The organism is Streptomyces sp. NBC_00523, assembly GCF_036346615.1.
In the GTDB taxonomy this organism is placed as follows: Bacteria; Actinomycetota; Actinomycetes; order Streptomycetales; family Streptomycetaceae; genus Streptomyces.
In genome coordinates this window covers 1,546,502-1,562,903 of record NZ_CP107836.1, presented here as the reverse complement: position 1 = coordinate 1,562,903, position 16,402 = coordinate 1,546,502, and the positions used below count along the sequence as shown (strand labels likewise).

Annotated in this window: 14 protein-coding genes, 1 rRNA gene and 1 pseudogene; 13 read left to right on the top strand and 3 right to left on the bottom strand. The window is 73.7% G+C overall.

What is annotated here, in order from left to right:
• The first annotated feature begins 106 nt into the window (after nucleotides 1–106).
• The 3 genes and pseudogenes from rrf to OHS17_RS07005 all read left to right on the top strand — a co-directional run bounded on the left by rrf (nucleotide 107) and on the right by OHS17_RS07005 (nucleotide 2,367).
• A 5S ribosomal RNA gene (rrf, locus tag OHS17_RS07015) occupies nucleotides 107–223 on the top strand.
• 383 nt (nucleotides 224–606) lie between these two features.
• A pseudogene (locus OHS17_RS07010) lies at nucleotides 607–1,152 on the top strand (tetratricopeptide repeat protein); the annotation flags it as partial.
• Between the two features lie 522 nt (nucleotides 1,153–1,674).
• Nucleotides 1,675–2,367, top strand: coding sequence for a tetratricopeptide repeat protein (locus OHS17_RS07005; RefSeq protein ID WP_199780888.1), 693 nt, complete (start codon nucleotides 1,675–1,677; stop codon nucleotides 2,365–2,367).
• A 50-nt stretch (nucleotides 2,368–2,417) separates the two neighbouring features.
• Here the strand turns inward: OHS17_RS07005 and OHS17_RS07000 are convergent, their stop codons facing one another.
• A complete protein-coding gene (locus tag OHS17_RS07000; protein WP_330311470.1) occupies nucleotides 2,418–3,698 on the bottom strand; it encodes a DUF1015 domain-containing protein in 1,281 nt (426 codons plus the stop codon).
• A 71-nt stretch (nucleotides 3,699–3,769) separates the two neighbouring features.
• On the opposite strand from OHS17_RS07000, the gene OHS17_RS06995 reads away from it, so the two are divergent.
• From OHS17_RS06995 to OHS17_RS06980, 4 genes are all read left to right on the top strand, one after another.
• Entirely contained in the window at nucleotides 3,770–4,798 is a 1,029-nt protein-coding gene (locus OHS17_RS06995) for an HAD-IIA family hydrolase (RefSeq protein WP_330311469.1), read from the top strand.
• Between the two features lie 150 nt (nucleotides 4,799–4,948).
• The gene (locus OHS17_RS06990; RefSeq protein ID WP_330315177.1) at nucleotides 4,949–5,908 is read left to right on the top strand and encodes a FecCD family ABC transporter permease; all 960 of its coding nucleotides are present in this window, start codon (nucleotides 4,949–4,951) and stop codon (nucleotides 5,906–5,908) included.
• Nucleotides 5,905–6,978 carry a FecCD family ABC transporter permease gene (locus OHS17_RS06985; RefSeq protein ID WP_330311468.1) on the top strand — a complete coding sequence of 358 codons (1,074 nt, stop codon included), beginning with the start codon at nucleotides 5,905–5,907 and terminating at the stop codon, nucleotides 6,976–6,978. Before OHS17_RS06990 ends, OHS17_RS06985 begins: the two co-directional genes overlap by 4 nt.
• A 68-nt stretch (nucleotides 6,979–7,046) precedes the next feature.
• Nucleotides 7,047–7,880 carry an ABC transporter ATP-binding protein gene (locus OHS17_RS06980; RefSeq protein ID WP_330311467.1) on the top strand — a complete coding sequence of 278 codons (834 nt, stop codon included), beginning with the start codon at nucleotides 7,047–7,049 and terminating at the stop codon, nucleotides 7,878–7,880.
• Between the two features lie 71 nt (nucleotides 7,881–7,951).
• Here the strand turns inward: OHS17_RS06980 and OHS17_RS06975 are convergent, their stop codons facing one another.
• Nucleotides 7,952–8,299, bottom strand: a complete 348-nt coding sequence (locus OHS17_RS06975) for an SCP2 sterol-binding domain-containing protein (protein WP_330315176.1) — start codon at nucleotides 8,297–8,299, stop codon at nucleotides 7,952–7,954.
• A 54-nt stretch (nucleotides 8,300–8,353) separates the two neighbouring features.
• Between OHS17_RS06975 and OHS17_RS06970 the strand changes: the two genes are divergently transcribed.
• From OHS17_RS06970 to OHS17_RS06945, 6 genes are all read left to right on the top strand, one after another.
• A complete protein-coding gene (locus OHS17_RS06970) occupies nucleotides 8,354–8,626 on the top strand; it encodes a hypothetical protein (protein ID WP_330315175.1) in 273 nt (90 codons plus the stop codon).
• A gap of 7 nt (nucleotides 8,627–8,633) precedes the next feature.
• Nucleotides 8,634–9,449: a TlyA family RNA methyltransferase gene (locus tag OHS17_RS06965; RefSeq protein WP_330311466.1), complete on the top strand. Its 816-nt coding sequence runs from the start codon at nucleotides 8,634–8,636 to the stop codon at nucleotides 9,447–9,449.
• The gene (locus OHS17_RS06960; protein WP_330311465.1) at nucleotides 9,446–10,351 is read left to right on the top strand and encodes an NAD kinase; all 906 of its coding nucleotides are present in this window, start codon (nucleotides 9,446–9,448) and stop codon (nucleotides 10,349–10,351) included. The genes OHS17_RS06965 and OHS17_RS06960 overlap by 4 nt, the downstream gene beginning before the upstream one ends.
• Before the next feature lie 41 nt (nucleotides 10,352–10,392).
• Entirely contained in the window at nucleotides 10,393–12,138 is a 1,746-nt protein-coding gene (gene recN, locus OHS17_RS06955; RefSeq protein WP_330311464.1) for a DNA repair protein RecN, read from the top strand.
• Nucleotides 12,139–12,345: 207 nt separating this feature from the next.
• Nucleotides 12,346–13,419 (top strand): glycosyltransferase family 4 protein, encoded by a 1,074-nt coding sequence (locus OHS17_RS06950; protein WP_330311463.1) that lies wholly within the window; start codon nucleotides 12,346–12,348, stop codon nucleotides 13,417–13,419.
• 70 nt (nucleotides 13,420–13,489) lie between these two features.
• Nucleotides 13,490–14,389, top strand: a complete 900-nt coding sequence (locus OHS17_RS06945; protein ID WP_330311462.1) for a sulfurtransferase — start codon at nucleotides 13,490–13,492, stop codon at nucleotides 14,387–14,389.
• Nucleotides 14,390–14,460: 71 nt separating this feature from the next.
• Here OHS17_RS06945 and OHS17_RS06940 read toward each other — a convergent pair whose 3' ends face one another.
• Nucleotides 14,461–16,263 (bottom strand): glycoside hydrolase family 15 protein, encoded by a 1,803-nt coding sequence (locus tag OHS17_RS06940; RefSeq protein WP_026171587.1) that lies wholly within the window; start codon nucleotides 16,261–16,263, stop codon nucleotides 14,461–14,463.
• Nucleotides 16,264–16,402: the final 139 nt, after the last annotated feature.

Below are 16,402 nucleotides of genomic sequence, written 5' to 3'. Positions count from 1 at the left end.
GCCACGAACAGTCGTGCTGGTTGAACAGCGTCATTCATTAAATTGAAAAGTGTGCTTGTTCGCTAAGTGCCGATACTCCGCCTTGTGGGGGAGTGGCCGATAGTGTTTCGGTGGTCATTGCGTTAGGGAAACGCCCGGTTACATTCCGAACCCGGAAGCTAAGCCTTTCAGCGCCGATGGTACTGCAGGGGGGACCCTGTGGGAGAGTAGGACGCCGCCGAACAATTTTTGAAGGACCCTTGGTCCCAGCGTTCAGCGCTGGGACCAAGGGTCCTTTTTTGTTTTGCCCGAAGCGCGTCGGGTGTCCGGCTGCGCAAGAATGTCTGTAGTACCCCGATGACAGGAGCTCCACCCATGTCCACCAACTCTCCCGACGATCGTTCGGAGCGCGAGCCGCGTCGCCGGGACGGCGGTGACCGGGGCGGCTTCGGCGGCGGTCGCGACGACCGCTCGCGCGCTCCGCGCCGGGACGACCGCCCCTCCGGGGGCGGCTTCCGACGCGACGACCGTGACCGCGACCGGGATCGTGGACCGCGCCGTGACGACCGTCCCTCCGGCGGTGGGTTCCGCCGTGACGACCGGGGCGGTTCCACTGGTGGTGGGTTCCGTCGTGATGACCGTGGCGGCGGCTACGACAACCGCGGCGGCGGGTTCCGCCGTGACGACCGTGCCCCGCGTCGTGATGACGACCGGGGTGGCCGGCCGGGTGGTTTCGACCGCCGTGACGATCGTCGTGACGACCGTCGTGATGACCGGCCTCGTGGCCCCCGTCGGGACGACGACAGCCGTGGCGGCGGCTTCCGCCGCGATGACCGCCCGTCCGGTGGCGGCTTCCGTCGTGACGACCGTGCCCCCCGCCGTGAAGACGACCGTGGCGGCTTCCGCCGCGACGACCGGGGTGGCAACTCCGGTGGTGGGTTCCGCCGTGACGACCGTGACAACCGCGGTGGTGGCTTCCGCCGCGATGACCGTGCCCCGCGTCGTGATGACGACCGTGGTGGCCGGCCGGGTGGTTTCGACCGCCGCGATGACCGCCGGGACGACCGTCGTGATGACCGGCCTCGTGGCCCCCGTCGGGACGACGACAACCGTGGCGGCGGCTTCCGCCGTGACGACCGCCCGTCCGGTGGTGGCTTCCGTCGCGACGACCGCGGTGGCGGCTACGACAACCGCGGCGGCGGGTTCCGCCGCGATGACCGGGACCGGGACCGCGACCGCGCCCCCCGCCGTGACGACGACCGTGGCGGCTTCCGCCGCGATGACCGCGACCGGGACCGCGACCGCGGCCCCCGCCGTGACGACGACCGCAGTGGCCGCCCCGGCGGCTACGACCGGCGCGATGACCGGCGTGACGACCGTCGCGACGACCGCCCCCGCGGCCCCCGTCGTGACGACAGCCGTCCGGCCGGTGGCGGGTTCCGCCGCGATGACCGGGACCGGGACCGCGACCGTGGCCCCCGCCGCGACGACAACCGGGGCGGCGGCTACCGCGGCCAGCGGGACGACCGTCGCGACGACCGGGGCGGCTACCGCGGCCGCGACGACCGGGGCGGCCGCCAGGGCGGTTACGAGCGCCGGGACGACCGCGACCGTGACCGCGAGCCCATCAAGCGGCTGCCCATCCCGGACGACGTCACCGGTCACGAGATCGACCAGGACGTCCGCCAGGAGCTGCTGAGCCTGCCCAAGACGCTGGCCGAGGACGTCGCGCGGAACCTGGTCATGGTGGCCCGGCTCATCGACGAGGACCCCGAGGAGGCGTACGCGTACGCGCGCATCGCCCTCCGGCTCGCCTCGCGCGTCGCCGCCGTCCGTGAGGCCGCCGGGTTCGCCGCCTACGCGACCCAGAAGTACGCGGAGGCCCTGGCGGAGTTCCGGGCGGCCCGGCGGATGACCGGGTCCGTAGAGCTGTGGCCGGTCATGGCCGACTGCGAGCGCGGTCTCGGGCGGCCCGAAAAGGCCATGGCGATGGCCGGTGAGCCCGAGGTGCAGAAGCTGGACAAGGCCGGCCAGGTCGAGATGCGTCTCGTGGCCGCCGGCGCCCGGCGGGACATGGGGCAGCTCGACGCCGCCATCGTCACGCTCCAGAGCCCCGAGCTCGCCTCGAACGCCGTCCACCCGTGGACCCCGCGCCTGCGCTACGCGTACGCCGACGCGCTGCTCGAAGCGGGCCGCGAGGACGAGGCGCGCGAGTGGTTCGGCAAGGCGCTGGAGGCCGACAAGGACGGCGCCACCGACGCGTCCGACCGCCTCGCCGAGCTGGACGGCGTCGAGTTCGTGGACGCCCTGGACGACGACGAGGCCGAGCCCGTCGCCGCCGACGCGGACCGGGACGACGCCGACGAGGACGGCGAGTCCCAGGCGTAACGCATGAGAAGAGGGCGGCACCCGGCCACGGGTGCCGCCCTCTTGCGCGTTCAGCCCAGGTTCAGGCTGCGCAGGACCAGGCCCGTCGCCGGCTTCGGGCCGAAGGACGTCGACTTGCGGGGCATGGTGACACCCTGGCGGGCCAGGTCCCGGACGAGCTCCTCGCGTACCGGATGCATCAGCACCGCCGTCGAACCGTTTCGCTCGGCCTGCTCCACCGCAGCGGCGGTGTCGTGGATGTACGCGATGTGCGCCGGGTCGTCCGGGATGCGCCACACCCGGTCGAGCAGCGCCGAGTGCAGGACCGTCGCGTCCAGGGTGCGCCAGCCGGCCGGGCGGTCCGCCGGGACCGTGCGGGCCAGCAGCGCCCCGTCCGGGCGGTCGACCAGATGGAAGCCCCCGTCGCCCGCGAGCAGGAAGGCGTTGCCCTCGGCGGCCGCCCCGGCCAGGGCCTCCATCGCGTCCGGAAGCGGCCCCGCCACCTCCCGTATCCGGAACAGGCCGGTCAGCGCGGCCAGCGCGTCCGCGACCGGCAGTCCGTGCAGCAGGCGGTGGATGGCGCGGACCCGGAGCGGGTAGCGGGCGGTGTCCACCAGCAGCACGAGGCCGTAGTCCCAGGGGCCCGGGTCCGTGTGCTCCCGCCGGAGCCTGAGATAGGTGGCCCAGCGGTGGTGGCCGTCCGCGATGAGCGCCTGGTGCCGGGCCAGGTCCGCCTGGATCTCCGCGCGTTCGGCGGGATCGGTGACCGCCCACAGCCGGTGGCAGAAGCCGTCCTCCGTGGTCGTGCGGAACAGCGGCTCGCGCGCGACGGTCCGCTCGACCACCGCGGTCGCCCCCGTCGCCGAGTCCTCGTCGCCCCGGTACGTCAGCAGCAGCGGTTCCAGATGGGCGGCGGTGGCCCGCATCAGGTCGGCCCGGTCCTCGACCACATGCGCCATGACGTCCTCGTGCGGAAGCACCACGCCCTCGGACGGCTCCGACAGGGCGAGGGCGCCGATGACGCCCCGTTGCAGGATCTCGTCGTCGCGCTGCTCGTACACGTACAGGGCGGGCTCGGGGTCCGGGGCGAGGACGCCCTCCGCGAGCCAGTCGTTCAGGGTGGCGGCGGCCCGGGCGTTGCGGGCGGCGACCGTGCCGGCCTGCGGCAGGATCAGCCGGACGATGTTGTGCGGGTCCGCCGACTCCAGGTGGTGCAGCCCGTCGGGCCGTACGACCACGTCGTACGGGGGAGAGGTCACCGCGGCGAGGCTGCCGACCCGCTCGGGGACGTACCGCAGGCCGCGGAACGGAAGCAGACGCAGTCCCTGGTCCGTCGTGCCTCGTGTGTTCATCCACGCATCGTATGTGGGCTGTACGGATGCGCGATGATCGGGGGAGAAGCAGTCGAAGAGGAGCGCGGAACATGAGCGGGACGAGCAGGACCAGGCCGAGCGGCAGCAGCACCGCGCTGAGTGAGGCGTACGACACGGCGCTGCTCGACCTCGACGGTGTCGTGTACGCGGGCGGGCAGGCGATCGACCACGCCGTCGAGGCGCTCGGCACCGCCCGCGACGGCGGGATGCACCTGGCGTACGTCACCAACAACGCGCTGCGCACCCCGGCCGCCGTGGCCGAACACCTCACCGAGCTGGGCGTCCCGGCCGAGCCCGCCGACGTGATCACCTCGGCGCAGGCGGTGGCCCGGCTGATGGCCGACCAGCTGCCCGCCGGGGCCCGGGTCCTGGTCATCGGCGGCGAGGGACTGCGCGTCGCGATGCGGGAACGCGGCCTCGAACCCGTCGAGTCGGCCGACGACGACCCGGTCGCGGTGGTCCAGGGATACGGCGGCCCGGACCTGGCGTGGGGCCGGTTCGCCGAGGCCTCGTACGCGATCAACCGCGGGCTGCCGTGGTTCGCGTCCAACACCGACCTGACGATCCCGGGCGCGCGCGGGATCGCGCCGGGCAACGGGGCGGCCGTCGAGGTCGTCCGGATCGCCACCGGCGCCGAGCCGCAGGTCGCCGGGAAGCCGCTTCCGCCGATGCACCGCGAGACCGTGCTGCGCACCGGCGCCGAACGGCCGCTGGTGGTCGGCGACCGGCTCGACACCGACATCGAGGGGGCGTTCAACGGCGGCGTCGACTCGCTGCTCGTGCTCACCGGGGTGACCGACGCGGCCCAGCTGGTGACCGCGGTCCCCGAGCACCGGCCGACGTACATCGACGCGGACCTGCGCGGGCTGCTCACCGGACAGCCCGAGGTGACGGAGGACGGCGGGGGATTCCGCTGCGGCGGCTGGACGGCCTCCGCCGGGGGCGGCGCGCTCGTGCTGGAGGGCGACGGCGAGGCGCTCGACGGGCTGCGGGCGCTGTGCGCGGCGGCCTGGTCGCACGCCGGGGACGGGGCCTGTGACCTGGACGCGGACAAGGCCATGGCCCGGCTAGGGCTGTGAGGACGAGCTCGGGGTCCCGGAGGCTGGGTAGGCTAACCTAACCGGGTGTTGGTTGAAAGCCCCCCGGATTCCAGTTCCGGCCCGATAGCCGCGCCGGACAAGGCCGCCGCTCCCCGCAGACGTCATGCGGCGAGAGCGGCGGGGCTCCTGGTGGCCGTGGCCGTCCTCGTCCTCGTGTGCCTCGCGTCCATCGGGATCGGCGCCAAGGCGCTGCCGCTCTCCGACGTGTGGCACGGCCTGTTCCACTACGCGGGCAGCGGCGACGACGTCCTCGTACGGCAGGTCCGGGTCCCCCGCACGGTGCTGGGGCTCCTCGTGGGCGCCGCGCTCGGGCTCGCCGGGGCGGTCATGCAGGCGCTGACCCGCAACCCGCTGGCCGAGCCGGGCATCCTCGGTGTCAACGCGGGGGCCTCGGCCTCCGTCGTCTCCGCCATCAGCTTCTTCGGCGTGACCTCGCTGACCGGCTATGTGTGGTTCGCCTTCGCGGGCGCCGCGATCGTGTCGGTGGCCGTGTACTTCCTCGGCGGAAGCCGCTCCTCCACGCCGGTGCGGCTCGCGCTCGCCGGGACGGCCGTCACCGCCGCGCTGTACGGATACGTCAACGCCGTACAGCTGCTGGACTCGGCGGCGCTGGACCGGCTGCGGTTCTGGACGGTCGGCTCGCTGGCCTCCGCGAACACGGAGACCGTCGGCAAGGTGTGGCCGTTCATCGCGGCGGGCGTCCTGCTGACCGTGTTCATCGCGCGCCCGCTCAACGCCCTGGAGATGGGCGACGACACGGCCAGGTCGCTGGGCGCGAACCTGACCCGGACCCGGGTGCTCGCGATGCTCGCGGTGACGCTGCTCTGCGGGGCGGCGACCGCCGCGTGCGGGCCGATCGTCTTCATCGGGCTGATGATCCCGCACCTGGTGCGCACCCTCACCGGTCCCGACCTGCGGTGGATCCTGCCGTACGCGGCGGTGCTCTCCCCGGTGCTGCTGCTCGGCGCGGACGTGGTCGGCCGGGTCATCGCCCGCCCCTCGGAGCTCCAGGTCGGCATCGTCACCGCGCTCATCGGCGGGCCCGTCTTCATCTACCTCGTACGACGCAAGAGGATGTCCCAGCTGTGAAGGCCACGACCACGAAGGGGACGGCGCGCGCCGTCCGTCCGGTACGGGCCGTGCGGACGGCCGGCGGTTACTCGTTCCGGATGAACGTGCGGGCGGCCCTGGTCGTCCTGCTCCTGGCCCTCGTGGCGGCGGGCGCCGCGGTCGTCCTCATCGGCAGCGGCGACTTCTCGATGACGCCCGGGGAGGTCCTGACCACGCTCTTCGGCCACGGCACCTTCCAGCAGGAGTTCATCGTCACCGACCTGCGGCTGCCCCGGGTGCTCGTCGGACTCCTCGTCGGCGGGGCGCTCGGTGCCGGGGGCGCCGTCTTCCAGACCATCTCCCGCAACCCGCTCGGCAGCCCCGACGTGCTCGGCTTCGGGCAGGGCGCCACGGTCGGCGCCCTCACCGTGATCGTCCTCTTCCAGGGCGACGCGAAGGAGGTCGCGGCCGGGGCGGTCGTCGGCGGCCTGCTGACCGGTCTCGCCGTCTACCTGCTGGCGTGGAAGCGCGGCGTGCACGGCTTCCGGCTGGTCCTGGTGGGGATCGGGGCGGCGGCCATGCTGACCGCCGCGACGCAGTACCTGATCACCAAGGCGAACCTGGTCGACGCGACGCGCGCCGTCGTCTGGATGACCGGCTCGCTCGACGGGCGCGACTGGGCGCAGGTCTGGCCGCTGCTGGTCGTCTGCGCCGTGCTGCTCCCGCTGGTGTACGGGCATGGGCCGGCCCTGCGCGTCATGGAGATGGGCGACGACGCGGCGTACGCGCTCGGGGTACGGGTGGAACGCACCCGCCTCCTCCTCATGGGCGCCGCCGTGCTGCTCGTCGCCGTCGCCACGGCCGCCGCCGGGCCGATCGCCTTCGTCTCGCTGAGCGCCCCGCAGCTGGCGCGCCGGCTGACCCGGTCCACCGGACCGAACCTGGTGGCCGCGACCTTCATGGGGGCGGCGCTCCTGCTCGGCGCCGACTGGATCGCGCTCGACGCGTTCGGCGACCGCCAGCTGCCGGTGGGTGTGGTCACCGGGGTGCTAGGCGGCTGCTATCTCGTGTGGCTGCTGGTGACCGAGCGCAAGGCGGGGCGCATATGAGACCCCGTACCGCCGCCGCCCCTCTTCAACCGTCCGACAGCCGACCGTCCGACCCCCGGAGTACGACCATGCAGCGCCTCACCGCGGACTCGGTGACCCTCGGCTACGACCAGCGGGTCATCGCGGAGAACCTTTCGGTCGAGATACCCGACCAGTCGTTCACCGTGATCGTCGGCCCCAACGCCTGCGGCAAGTCGACGCTGCTGCGGGCGCTCTCCCGGATGCTGAAGCCGAGCCGGGGCCAGGTGCTCCTCGACGGCCAGTCGATCCACGGGCTGCCCGCGAAGAAGGTCGCCAAGACGCTGGGCCTGCTGCCGCAGTCCTCCATCGCGCCCGAGGGCATCACGGTCGCGGACCTCGTGGCGCGGGGGCGGTACCCGCACCAGGGGCTGCTGCGGCAGTGGTCGCCGGAGGACGAGCGGGTCGTCCAGGAGTCGATGGAGGCGACGGGCGTCGGCGAGCTGGCCGATCGCTATGTCGACGAATTGTCCGGCGGTCAGCGTCAGCGGGTCTGGATCGCGATGGTCCTCGCCCAGCAGACGCCGCTGCTGCTCCTGGACGAGCCGACGACGTACCTCGACATCCAGCACCAGATCGATGTGCTGGACCTGTGCGCCGAGCTGCACGAGACGCAGGGCCGGACGCTGGTGGCCGTCCTGCACGACCTGAACCACGCGGCGCGGTACGCCACGCATCTGATCGCGATGCGCGGTGGGGAGATCGTCGCGGAGGGGGCGCCGGGGGAGATCGTCACCGCGGAGCTGGTGGAGCGGGTGTTCGGGCTGCGGTGTCAGGTGATTCCGGATCCGGAGACGGGGACGCCGCTTGTCGTACCTGCTGCGCGTGCGCGCGGGGCGCGCGGGGCCTTCGAAAAGACGTCCTCAAGCGTCGGACGGGCTTGATTTTGGCCGGTGTGGGCTCGCCTGCTCAGCTCAAAGACGTCCTCAATCGCCGGACTGGCTTGAGTGTGCCGCTAGAGCAGTGATTTGAGTTTGAGCAGGTCCCTGAAGCCCGCCTCCAGGCGGACTCGGCCGGAGACCCACGCCTTCGCGAAGTTCAGGTCGCCGTCGACCATGGCGACCAGGTCGTCGCCGGTCATCGCGAGGCGGATCTCGGCCTTTTCGCGGGGTGGGCCCTCCAGCGTGTCCAGGACCCGGATGCGGCCGCCGGAGAGGCGGCCGGTGAACGTGATGTCCAGGTCCCGGATGTGGCAGCTCAGCGAGCGGTCCAGGTCGGCGGCGCGGCGCACGTCGCCGTCGGCCCCCGCGAGGTTGTCGGAAAGTCTGTCGAGTGCGCTGCGGCACTCCGCCATGGTCGCCATCATGATCGACGTTACCCCAGCGCTTCGCGGTAGCGTTTCCGCATGAGCGACCCGATGCCCGAGCCCGAGACGGACGCCCCGCCGGAGCCCGCCGAGCCCGCGGGGCCGGCGCCCCTCGGTGTCGTACGGACGCCCACCGGCAGCGCCGAGGTGGACGGTCTCCTTGAGCGGCTGGCCGACGCCGACCACCTCGCGGCGGACGGACACACCGAGGTGTACGAGGATGTACACCGGGGCCTGCGCGACGCGCTGAGCGCGCTGGACGCCGGGCCCGCCCCCGCACCGGGACCTCCCGTACCGGTGCCCCCGTACAACCACAGGAGCTGAACCGAACGTGGCAGGAGTCGCCCGTCGCCGTCTCGATGCCGAGCTGGTACGCCGCAAACTGGCCCGGTCGCGCGAGCACGCCGGACAGCTGATCGCGGCGGGCCGGGTGACCGTCGGCGGCAACACCGCGACCAAATCGGCCACCCAGGTCGAGACCAGCGCCGCCCTCGTGGTCACCAAGGACGACAGCGACCCCGACTACGTCTCGCGCGGCGGCCACAAGCTGGCCGGCGCTCTCGCCGCCTTCGTCCCGCTCGGCCTTGAGGTCGAGGGCCGCCGGGCGCTGGACGCGGGCGCCTCGACCGGCGGGTTCACCGATGTGCTGCTGCGCGCGGGCGCCGCGCAGGTCGTCGCCGTGGACGTCGGCTACGGGCAGCTCGCCTGGTCGCTCCAGTCCGACGGGCGCGTCGTCGTCAAGGACCGCACCAACGTCCGGGAACTGACCCTGGAGGCCATCGACGGCGAGCCGGTCGACCTGGTGGTCGGCGACCTGTCGTTCATCCCGCTCGGGCTCGTGATGCCGGCCCTGTTCCGCTGCACGGCCCCCGGCGCCGACCTGGTGCTCATGGTCAAGCCGCAGTTCGAGGTCGGCAAGGAACGGCTCGGCAGCGGCGGGGTGGTGCGCAGCCCCGAACTGCGCGCCGAGGCGGTACGGGAGGTGGCGCGCCGGGCGTGGGCGCTGGGCCTGGGGGTGCGGGGCGTGACCGCGAGCCCGCTGCCGGGGCCCTCGGGGAACGTCGAGTACTTTCTGTGGCTGCGGGCCGGAGCACCGGAACTGGATCCCGCTGATGTCGACCGTGCAGTGGCGGAGGGGCCCCGTTGACGACGTATGAGGCACGAACAGTCTTCCTTCTCGCGCACACCGGCCGCCCGGCCGCGATCCGCAGCGCGGAACTCGTCGTGCAGGGGCTGCTGCGCAACGGCCTGGGGGTGCGGGTCCTCGCCACCGAGGCGGCCGACCTGCCGCTGCCCCCGTCCGTCGAGACCGTCACCGATGCGACGCCCGAGGTGCTCAACGGCTGCGAGCTGCTGATCGTCCTCGGCGGCGACGGGACGCTGCTGCGCGGCGCCGAACTCTCCCGCGCCTCCGGCGTGCCCATGCTCGGCGTCAACCTCGGCCGGGTCGGCTTCCTCGCCGAGGCCGAGCGCGACGACCTCGACCAGGTGGTCGACCGGGTCGTCACCCGGGCGTACACGGTCGAGGAGCGCATGACGATCGACGTCCTGGTGCACAGCAACGGGGACGTCGTCCACACCGACTGGGCGCTCAACGAGGCGGCCGTGCAGAAGGTGTCGCCCGAGCGGATGCTCGAAGTCGTCCTGGAGATCGACGGCCGCCCGGTGACCGGGTTCGGCTGCGACGGCATCGTGTGCGCGACGCCCACCGGCTCGACCGCGTACGCCTTCTCGGCCGGCGGGCCCGTCGTGTGGCCGGAGGTCGAGGCGCTGCTGATGGTCCCGATCAGCGCCCACGCCCTGTTCGCCAAGCCGCTCGTGACCTCGCCCACGTCGGTGCTCGCCGTCGAGGTCCAGCCGCACACCCCGCACGGGGTGCTGTGGTGCGACGGGCGCAGGACCGTCGAGCTGCCCTCCGGGGCACGGGTCGAGGTGCGGCGCGGTGCCGTGCCCGTCCGGCTGGCCCGGCTGCACCGGGCGTCGTTCACGGACCGCCTCGTCGCCAAGTTCGCGCTGCCCGTCTCGGGGTGGCGGGGCGCGCCCCACTGACCCCACCCGTGTGCACGCGGGCGGGGAAACCTCGTATGGTCATGTGCGTGTTGGAGGAGATGCGGATACGGTCGCTCGGGGTCATCGACGACGCGGTGGTGGAGCTGTCACCCGGTTTCACCGCGGTGACGGGTGAGACCGGCGCCGGCAAGACCATGGTCGTCACCAGCCTGGGGCTGCTGCTCGGCGGGCGCGCCGACCCCGCCCTGGTGCGGATCGGCGCCAAGGCCGCGGTCGTCGAGGGCCGGATCACGGTGGCCGACGGCGACGCGGTGGCGCTGCGCGCCGAGGAGGCCGGGGCCGAGATCGAGGACGGGGCGCTGCTCATCAGCCGCACCGTCTCCGCCGAAGGGCGCTCCCGGGCGCACCTCGGCGGCAGATCCGTGCCCGTGGGCGTGCTGTCCGAGCTGGCCGACGAACTCGTCGCCGTGCACGGCCAGACCGACCAGCAGGGCCTGCTCAAACCCGCCCGGCAGCGCCAGGCCCTCGACCGGTACGCGGGCGACGGCGTCGCCGTGCCGCTCGCCAAGTACGCGGCGGCCCACCGGCGGCTGCGGGACGTCGCGGCGGAGCTGGACGAGCTGACGACGCGCGCCCGCGAACGCGCCCAGGAGGCCGACCTCCTGCGCTTCGGCCTTAACGAGATCGCCGCCGTCGAACCCCTGCCCGGGGAGGACACCGAGCTGGCCGCCGAGGCCCAGCGGCTCGGCCACGCCGACGCGCTCGCCTCCGCCGCCGCCCTCGCGCACACCGCGCTGGCCGGCAACCCGGAGGACCCGGAGGCCCTGGACGCCACGACCGTGGTGGCCGCCGCCCGGCAGGCCCTCGACGGGGTGCGCTCGCACGACCCGGCGCTCGCCTCGCTCGCGGACCGGGTCGGCGAGATCTTCATCCTGCTCGCGGACGTCTCCGGCGAACTGTCCGGTTACGCGGACCAGCTCGACGCCGACCCGCTGCGGCTCGCCGCCGTCGAGGAGCGGCGCGCCGCGCTCACCGCCCTCACCCGCAAGTACGGCGAGGACATCACTGCCGTACTCGCCTGGGCGCAGGAGGGCGCGGACCGGCTCACCGAGCTGGAGGGCGACGACGACCGGATCGGGGAGCTGACCGCCGAGCGGGACGCCCTGCGCGCCGAACTCTCCGGCCTCGGGCAGGCGTTGACCGACGCCCGGACGGCCGCCGCCGCGTCCTTCGCGGAGGCGGTGACCGAGGAGCTGGCGTCCCTGGCCATGCCGCACGCCCGGGTGTCCTTCGACATCCGGCAGACCGACGCGGCGGACGAGGCGTCCGGCATCGAGATCGGCGGCCGCAACGTGGCCTACGGCCCGTCCGGCGCCGACGAGGTCGAACTGCTCCTCGCCCCGCACCCCGGCGCCCAGCCCCGGCCCATCGCCAAGGGCGCCTCGGGCGGTGAGCTGTCCCGGGTGATGCTCGCGGTCGAGGTGGTCTTCGCGGGCTCCGACCCCGTGCCCACGTACCTCTTCGACGAGGTCGACGCGGGCGTCGGTGGCAAGGCGGCCGTCGAGGTCGGGCGGCGGCTCGCGAAGCTGGCGAAGTCCGCCCAGGTCGTCGTCGTCACGCACCTGCCGCAGGTGGCCGCGTTCGCGGATCGGCAGCTGCTGGTCGAGAAGACCGTGGATGGCTCGGTGACCAGCAGCGGGGTCACCGTCCTGGAGGGCGAGGACCGGGTGCGGGAGCTGTCCCGGATGCTCGCGGGCCAGGAGGACTCCGAGACGGCCCGCGCCCACGCCGAGGAACTGCTCGCCACGGCCCGCGCCGACGGATAGCCGTGACGGCCGGGGCGCGTCCGCGCGCCCCGGCCGTACGGGTGTCGTGGTGCCGTACAGACTTTCACCCGTGCGGGTGGTGTCGGCCGTCCGATTTGTCGTGGTGAGCCCCGGAGTTACGGTTCCGTCGTGCCGGAACGTGCGTACGGACTGGCATCCTTGGCGGTGTTCGTACCCCCGACTCGGGAGCCCCGGGAGCACATCGACGTGTCACAGCTGCGCACGGTCCAGGTAGTCGGCGGCGGCAGTGCCGGCAGCAGCACGCACGCCGGTTCGCTGGCCGCCGGGCTGGTCGCCCGGGGCGTGCGGGTCACCGTCTGCGCGCCGGCCGCGCTGGACCGCATCCACGACTTCGCCGCCACCGGCGCCCACTTCGCGCCGGTGCCCCGGCGCAGCGACCCGGCGGCCGTCGCGGCCCTGCGCGCCGCCTGCGCCGACGCGGACGTCGTCCACGCGCACGGACTGCACGCCGCCGTACGGGCCGCCCTGGCGATCGGCCGCCGGCCCGTCCCCCTGGTCGTCACCTGGCACACCCGGTCCCACGCCGAAGGGGCCCGCCGCCGGCTGCTGCACCTCCTGGAGCGAAGGGCCGTGCGCGCGGCGGCCGTCGTGCTCGCCACCTCGTCCGACCTGGTCGACCGGGCGCGCGCCCGGGGCGCCCGCGACGCCCGGCTCGCGCCCGTCGCCGCCCCCAGGACGCCGCGCCCGGCCGGGCCGCCCGCCGCCAAGGTCCGCGCCGAACTGGGCGCGGTGGAGCGCCCGTTGATCGTCGCGCTCGGCACGCTCGTCCCGCACCACGGCTACGACACCCTGCTCGACGCGGCGGCCGTTTGGCGCCTGCTCGACCCCGTACCGCTGGTGGCCGTCGTCGGCGAGGGGCGGGAACGGGCGGCCCTGCGGCGGCGGATCACGGCCGAGGGCCTGCCCGTCGAACTGCTCGGCGACCGGTCCGACGCCGCCGCCGTCCTGGCCGCCGCCGACGTCGCCGTCCTGCCCAGCCGCTGGGAGTCCCGCTCGACCTCCGCCCAGCAGGCGCTGCGGGCCGGGGTGCCCCTGGTCGCCACGGCGGTCGGCGGCACGCCCGAACTCGTGGGGGACGCCGCCGTCCTCGTGCCGTACGCGAACGGCGAGGCGCTGGCCGCCGAGGTGGCCCGGCTGCTCGGGGACCCCGCCGAGCGGGACCGGCTGGCCGCCGAGGGCCTGCGGCAGGCGGCGAGTTGGCCGACCGAGGACGACACGGTGGCCCAGGTGCTCGCGGTCTACGACGAACTGGCCCGCTGAGGGGTCCGTTGACAGCCTTCCGACCGGCTGCGATCTTGGAAAATTCGGACCGGGCAGCTGGGGAGGACGTATGGACGAGGGCACGCAGGCGTACGGGGACGAGAGCGCGTTGCCCGGCCCCCTCGTCTCCGTGGACTGGCTCGCCGCGCGCCTCGGCGCCCCCGGGCTGCGGGTCTTCGACGCGTCGGTCGGCGCGCACCGGGGGAGCGGGACGCGGATTCCGGGGGCCGGGGTCTTCGACATCGACGGCGCGCTCTCCGACCACACGGCGCCGGTGCCCCACACCATGCCGGACGCCGCCCGGTTCACCGAGGAGATGCGGGCGCTCGGCCTGAACGACACGGACACCGTGATCGTGTACGACGCGGCCGGGATCTACTCCAGCGCCCGGGCCCGGTGGATGCTCCGGACCATGGGCTTCGACCGGGCCGCCGTCCTCGACGGGGGCCTGCCCGCCTGGACCGCCGCCGGGCTGCCCGCCACCGAGGGCGCGCCCGAACCGGCCGCCGGGCGCGGGGACTTCACGGCCCGGCCCCGGCCCGGGCTCCTCGTCGGCGCCGGCGAGGTGGCGGAGGCGCTGGCCGACCCGGAGGCGGTGGTGCTCGACGCCAGGACCCGGGGGCGGTTCGAGGGCACGGAGGCCGAGCCGCGGGCCGGGCTGCGCGGCGGCCATATGCCGGGGGCCGTCAGCCTGCCGTTCGGACGGCTCCAGGACGAGGGTCGGATGCGGGCGCCCGACGAGCTGCGCGCCGCGTTCGCCGGGGCGGCCGGTGACCGCGAGCGGCTGTTCTTCAGCTGCGGGTCCGGGGTGACCGCCTGCGTCCTCGCGCTGGGGGCCGAGCTGGCCGGATACCGGGACCTGACCGTGTACGACGGATCGTGGAGCGAGTGGGGCCTGCCCCAGGCGGACCCGGCGGACCCGGTGCACTCGGCGGACCCGCTGGACCGGCCCGTCGTGACCGGCCCGTAGGACGCGCTGATACGGCTCCGCCCGGCTGCCGGAGTCCGGCAGCCGGGCGGAGAGGTCGCGGACCGGGTCCGTCAGCCCACGTACGCCCCGCTCGCCGTCAGGCGCAGGGCCGTGTCGATCAGCGGCACGTGGCTGAACGCCTGCGGGAAGTTGCCCACCTGGCGCTGGAGCCGGGCGTCCCACTCCTCGGCCAGCAGGCCCAGGTCGTTGCGGAGGGACAGCAGCCGCTCGAACAGCCGCCGCGCCTCGTCCACCCGGCCGATCATCGCGAGGTCGTCCGCCAGCCAGAACGAGCAGGCCAGGAACGCGCCCTCGTCGCCCTCCAGGCCGTCCACGCCCGCGTCGTCGCCCGCGGTCGGGTAGCGCAGGACGAAGCCGTCCTCCGTGGACAGCTCCCGCTGGATCGCCTCGATGGTGCCGATGACCCGCTTGTCGTCGGGCGGCAGGAAGCCCATCTGCGGGATCAGCAGGAGGGAGGCGTCCAGCTCCTTCGACCCGTACGACTGGGTGAAGGTGTTGCGCTCGGGGTCGTAGCCCCGCTCGCAGACGTCGCGGTGGATCTCGTCGCGCAGCTCGTGCAGCCGCTCGACCGGGCCCTCCGCGTCGCCGGACTCGATGAGCTTGATGGTCCGGTCGACCGCGACCCAGGCCATCACCTTGGAGTGCACGAAGTGGCGGCGCGGCCCGCGCACCTCCCAGATGCCCTCGTCCGGCTCGTTCCAGTGCTTCTCCAGGTACTCGATCAGCTTGAGCTGGAGCCCGGTGGCGTAGTCGTTGCGGGCCAGGCCCGTCATGTGCGCCAGGTGCAGCGCCTCGGTGACCTCGCCGTACACGTCCAGCTGGAGCTGGCCCGCGGCGCCGTTGCCGACGCGGACCGGGGCGGAGCCCTCGTAGCCCGGCAGCCACTCCAGCTCCGCCTCGCCCAGCTCCCGCTCGCCCGCGATCCCGTACATGATCTGCAGGTTCTCCGGGTCGCCGGCCACCGCGCGCAGCAGCCACTCGCGCCAGGCGCGGGCCTCCTCGCGGTAGCCGGTGCGCAGCAGCGAGGAGAGGGTGATCGCGGCGTCGCGCAGCCAGGTGTAGCGGTAGTCCCAGTTCCGGGAGCCGCCGATGTCCTCGGGCAGCGAGGTGGTCGGCGCGGCGACGATGCCGCCGGTCGGGGCGTACGTCAGGGCCTTCAGCGTGATCAGCGAGCGGACCACGGCCTCGCGGTAGGGGCCGTGGTACGTGCACTGCTCGACCCACTCGCGCCAGAAGTCCGCGGTCGCCTCCAGCGAGCCGTCCGGGTCCGGGAGCGCGGGCGGCTCGTGGTGCGAGGGCTGCCAGCTGATGGTGAACGCGATCCGGTCACCGGGGGAGACGGTGAAGTCGGAGTACGTCGTCAGGTTCTCGCCGTAGGTGTCGACGGGCGTGTCCAGCCACACCGAGTCCGGGCCCGCGACGGCGACCGTACGTGAGTCCACCTTGTGCACCCAGGGGGTGACGCGGCCGTAGCTGAACCGCATGCGCAGCTCCGAGCGCATCGGCACCCGGCCGCTGACGCCCTCCACGATCCGGATCAGCTGAGGTGCGCCGTCACGCGGCGGCATGAAGTCGGTCACTCTGACCGTGCCGCGCGGCGTGTCCCACTCCGATTCGAGGATGAGGGAGTCCCCGCGGTAGCGGCGGCGGTCGGCGGCGGGCGGCTCCGCGCCCTCGGGGCGGGCCGGCCCCAGTCGCCAGAAGCCGTGTTCCTCGGTGCCCAGAAGGCCCGCGAAAATGGCGTGTGAATCGAAGCGGGGGAGGCAAAGCCAGTCGGCTGTGCCGTCCCGGCAGACCAGGGCAGCGGTCTGCATGTCTCCGATAAGTGCGTAATCCTCGATGCGCCCGGCCACGTGCATCTCCAGTCGAACGGCCATGTCGCCCCGTGGGGCGCTTACTGCGGGTCAAGAGGTTGTCGCAAGGGGTTGTAGTGGGGGGACCTGCGAACTTCCGGCCTCGCCCGAGCGAGTGTCCGAGCAGGATACGACGCAG

Excerpts from the sequence above, each read along its gene's own strand:
- recN (WP_330311464.1), top strand. The coding sequence starts at position 10,393 with ATGTGCGTGTTGGAGGAGATGCGGATACGGTCGCTCGGGGTCATCGAC.
- OHS17_RS06995 (WP_330311469.1), top strand. The coding sequence starts at position 3,770 with ATGAGCGGGACGAGCAGGACCAGGCCGAGCGGCAGCAGCACCGCGCTG.
- OHS17_RS07000 (WP_330311470.1), bottom strand. The coding sequence starts at position 3,698 with ATGAACACACGAGGCACGACGGACCAGGGACTGCGTCTGCTTCCGTTC.
- OHS17_RS06945 (WP_330311462.1), top strand. The coding sequence starts at position 13,490 with ATGGACGAGGGCACGCAGGCGTACGGGGACGAGAGCGCGTTGCCCGGC.
- OHS17_RS06970 (WP_330315175.1), top strand. The coding sequence starts at position 8,354 with ATGCCCGAGCCCGAGACGGACGCCCCGCCGGAGCCCGCCGAGCCCGCG.
- OHS17_RS06980 (WP_330311467.1), top strand. The coding sequence starts at position 7,047 with ATGCAGCGCCTCACCGCGGACTCGGTGACCCTCGGCTACGACCAGCGG.
- OHS17_RS06975 (WP_330315176.1), bottom strand. The coding sequence starts at position 8,299 with ATGGCGACCATGGCGGAGTGCCGCAGCGCACTCGACAGACTTTCCGAC.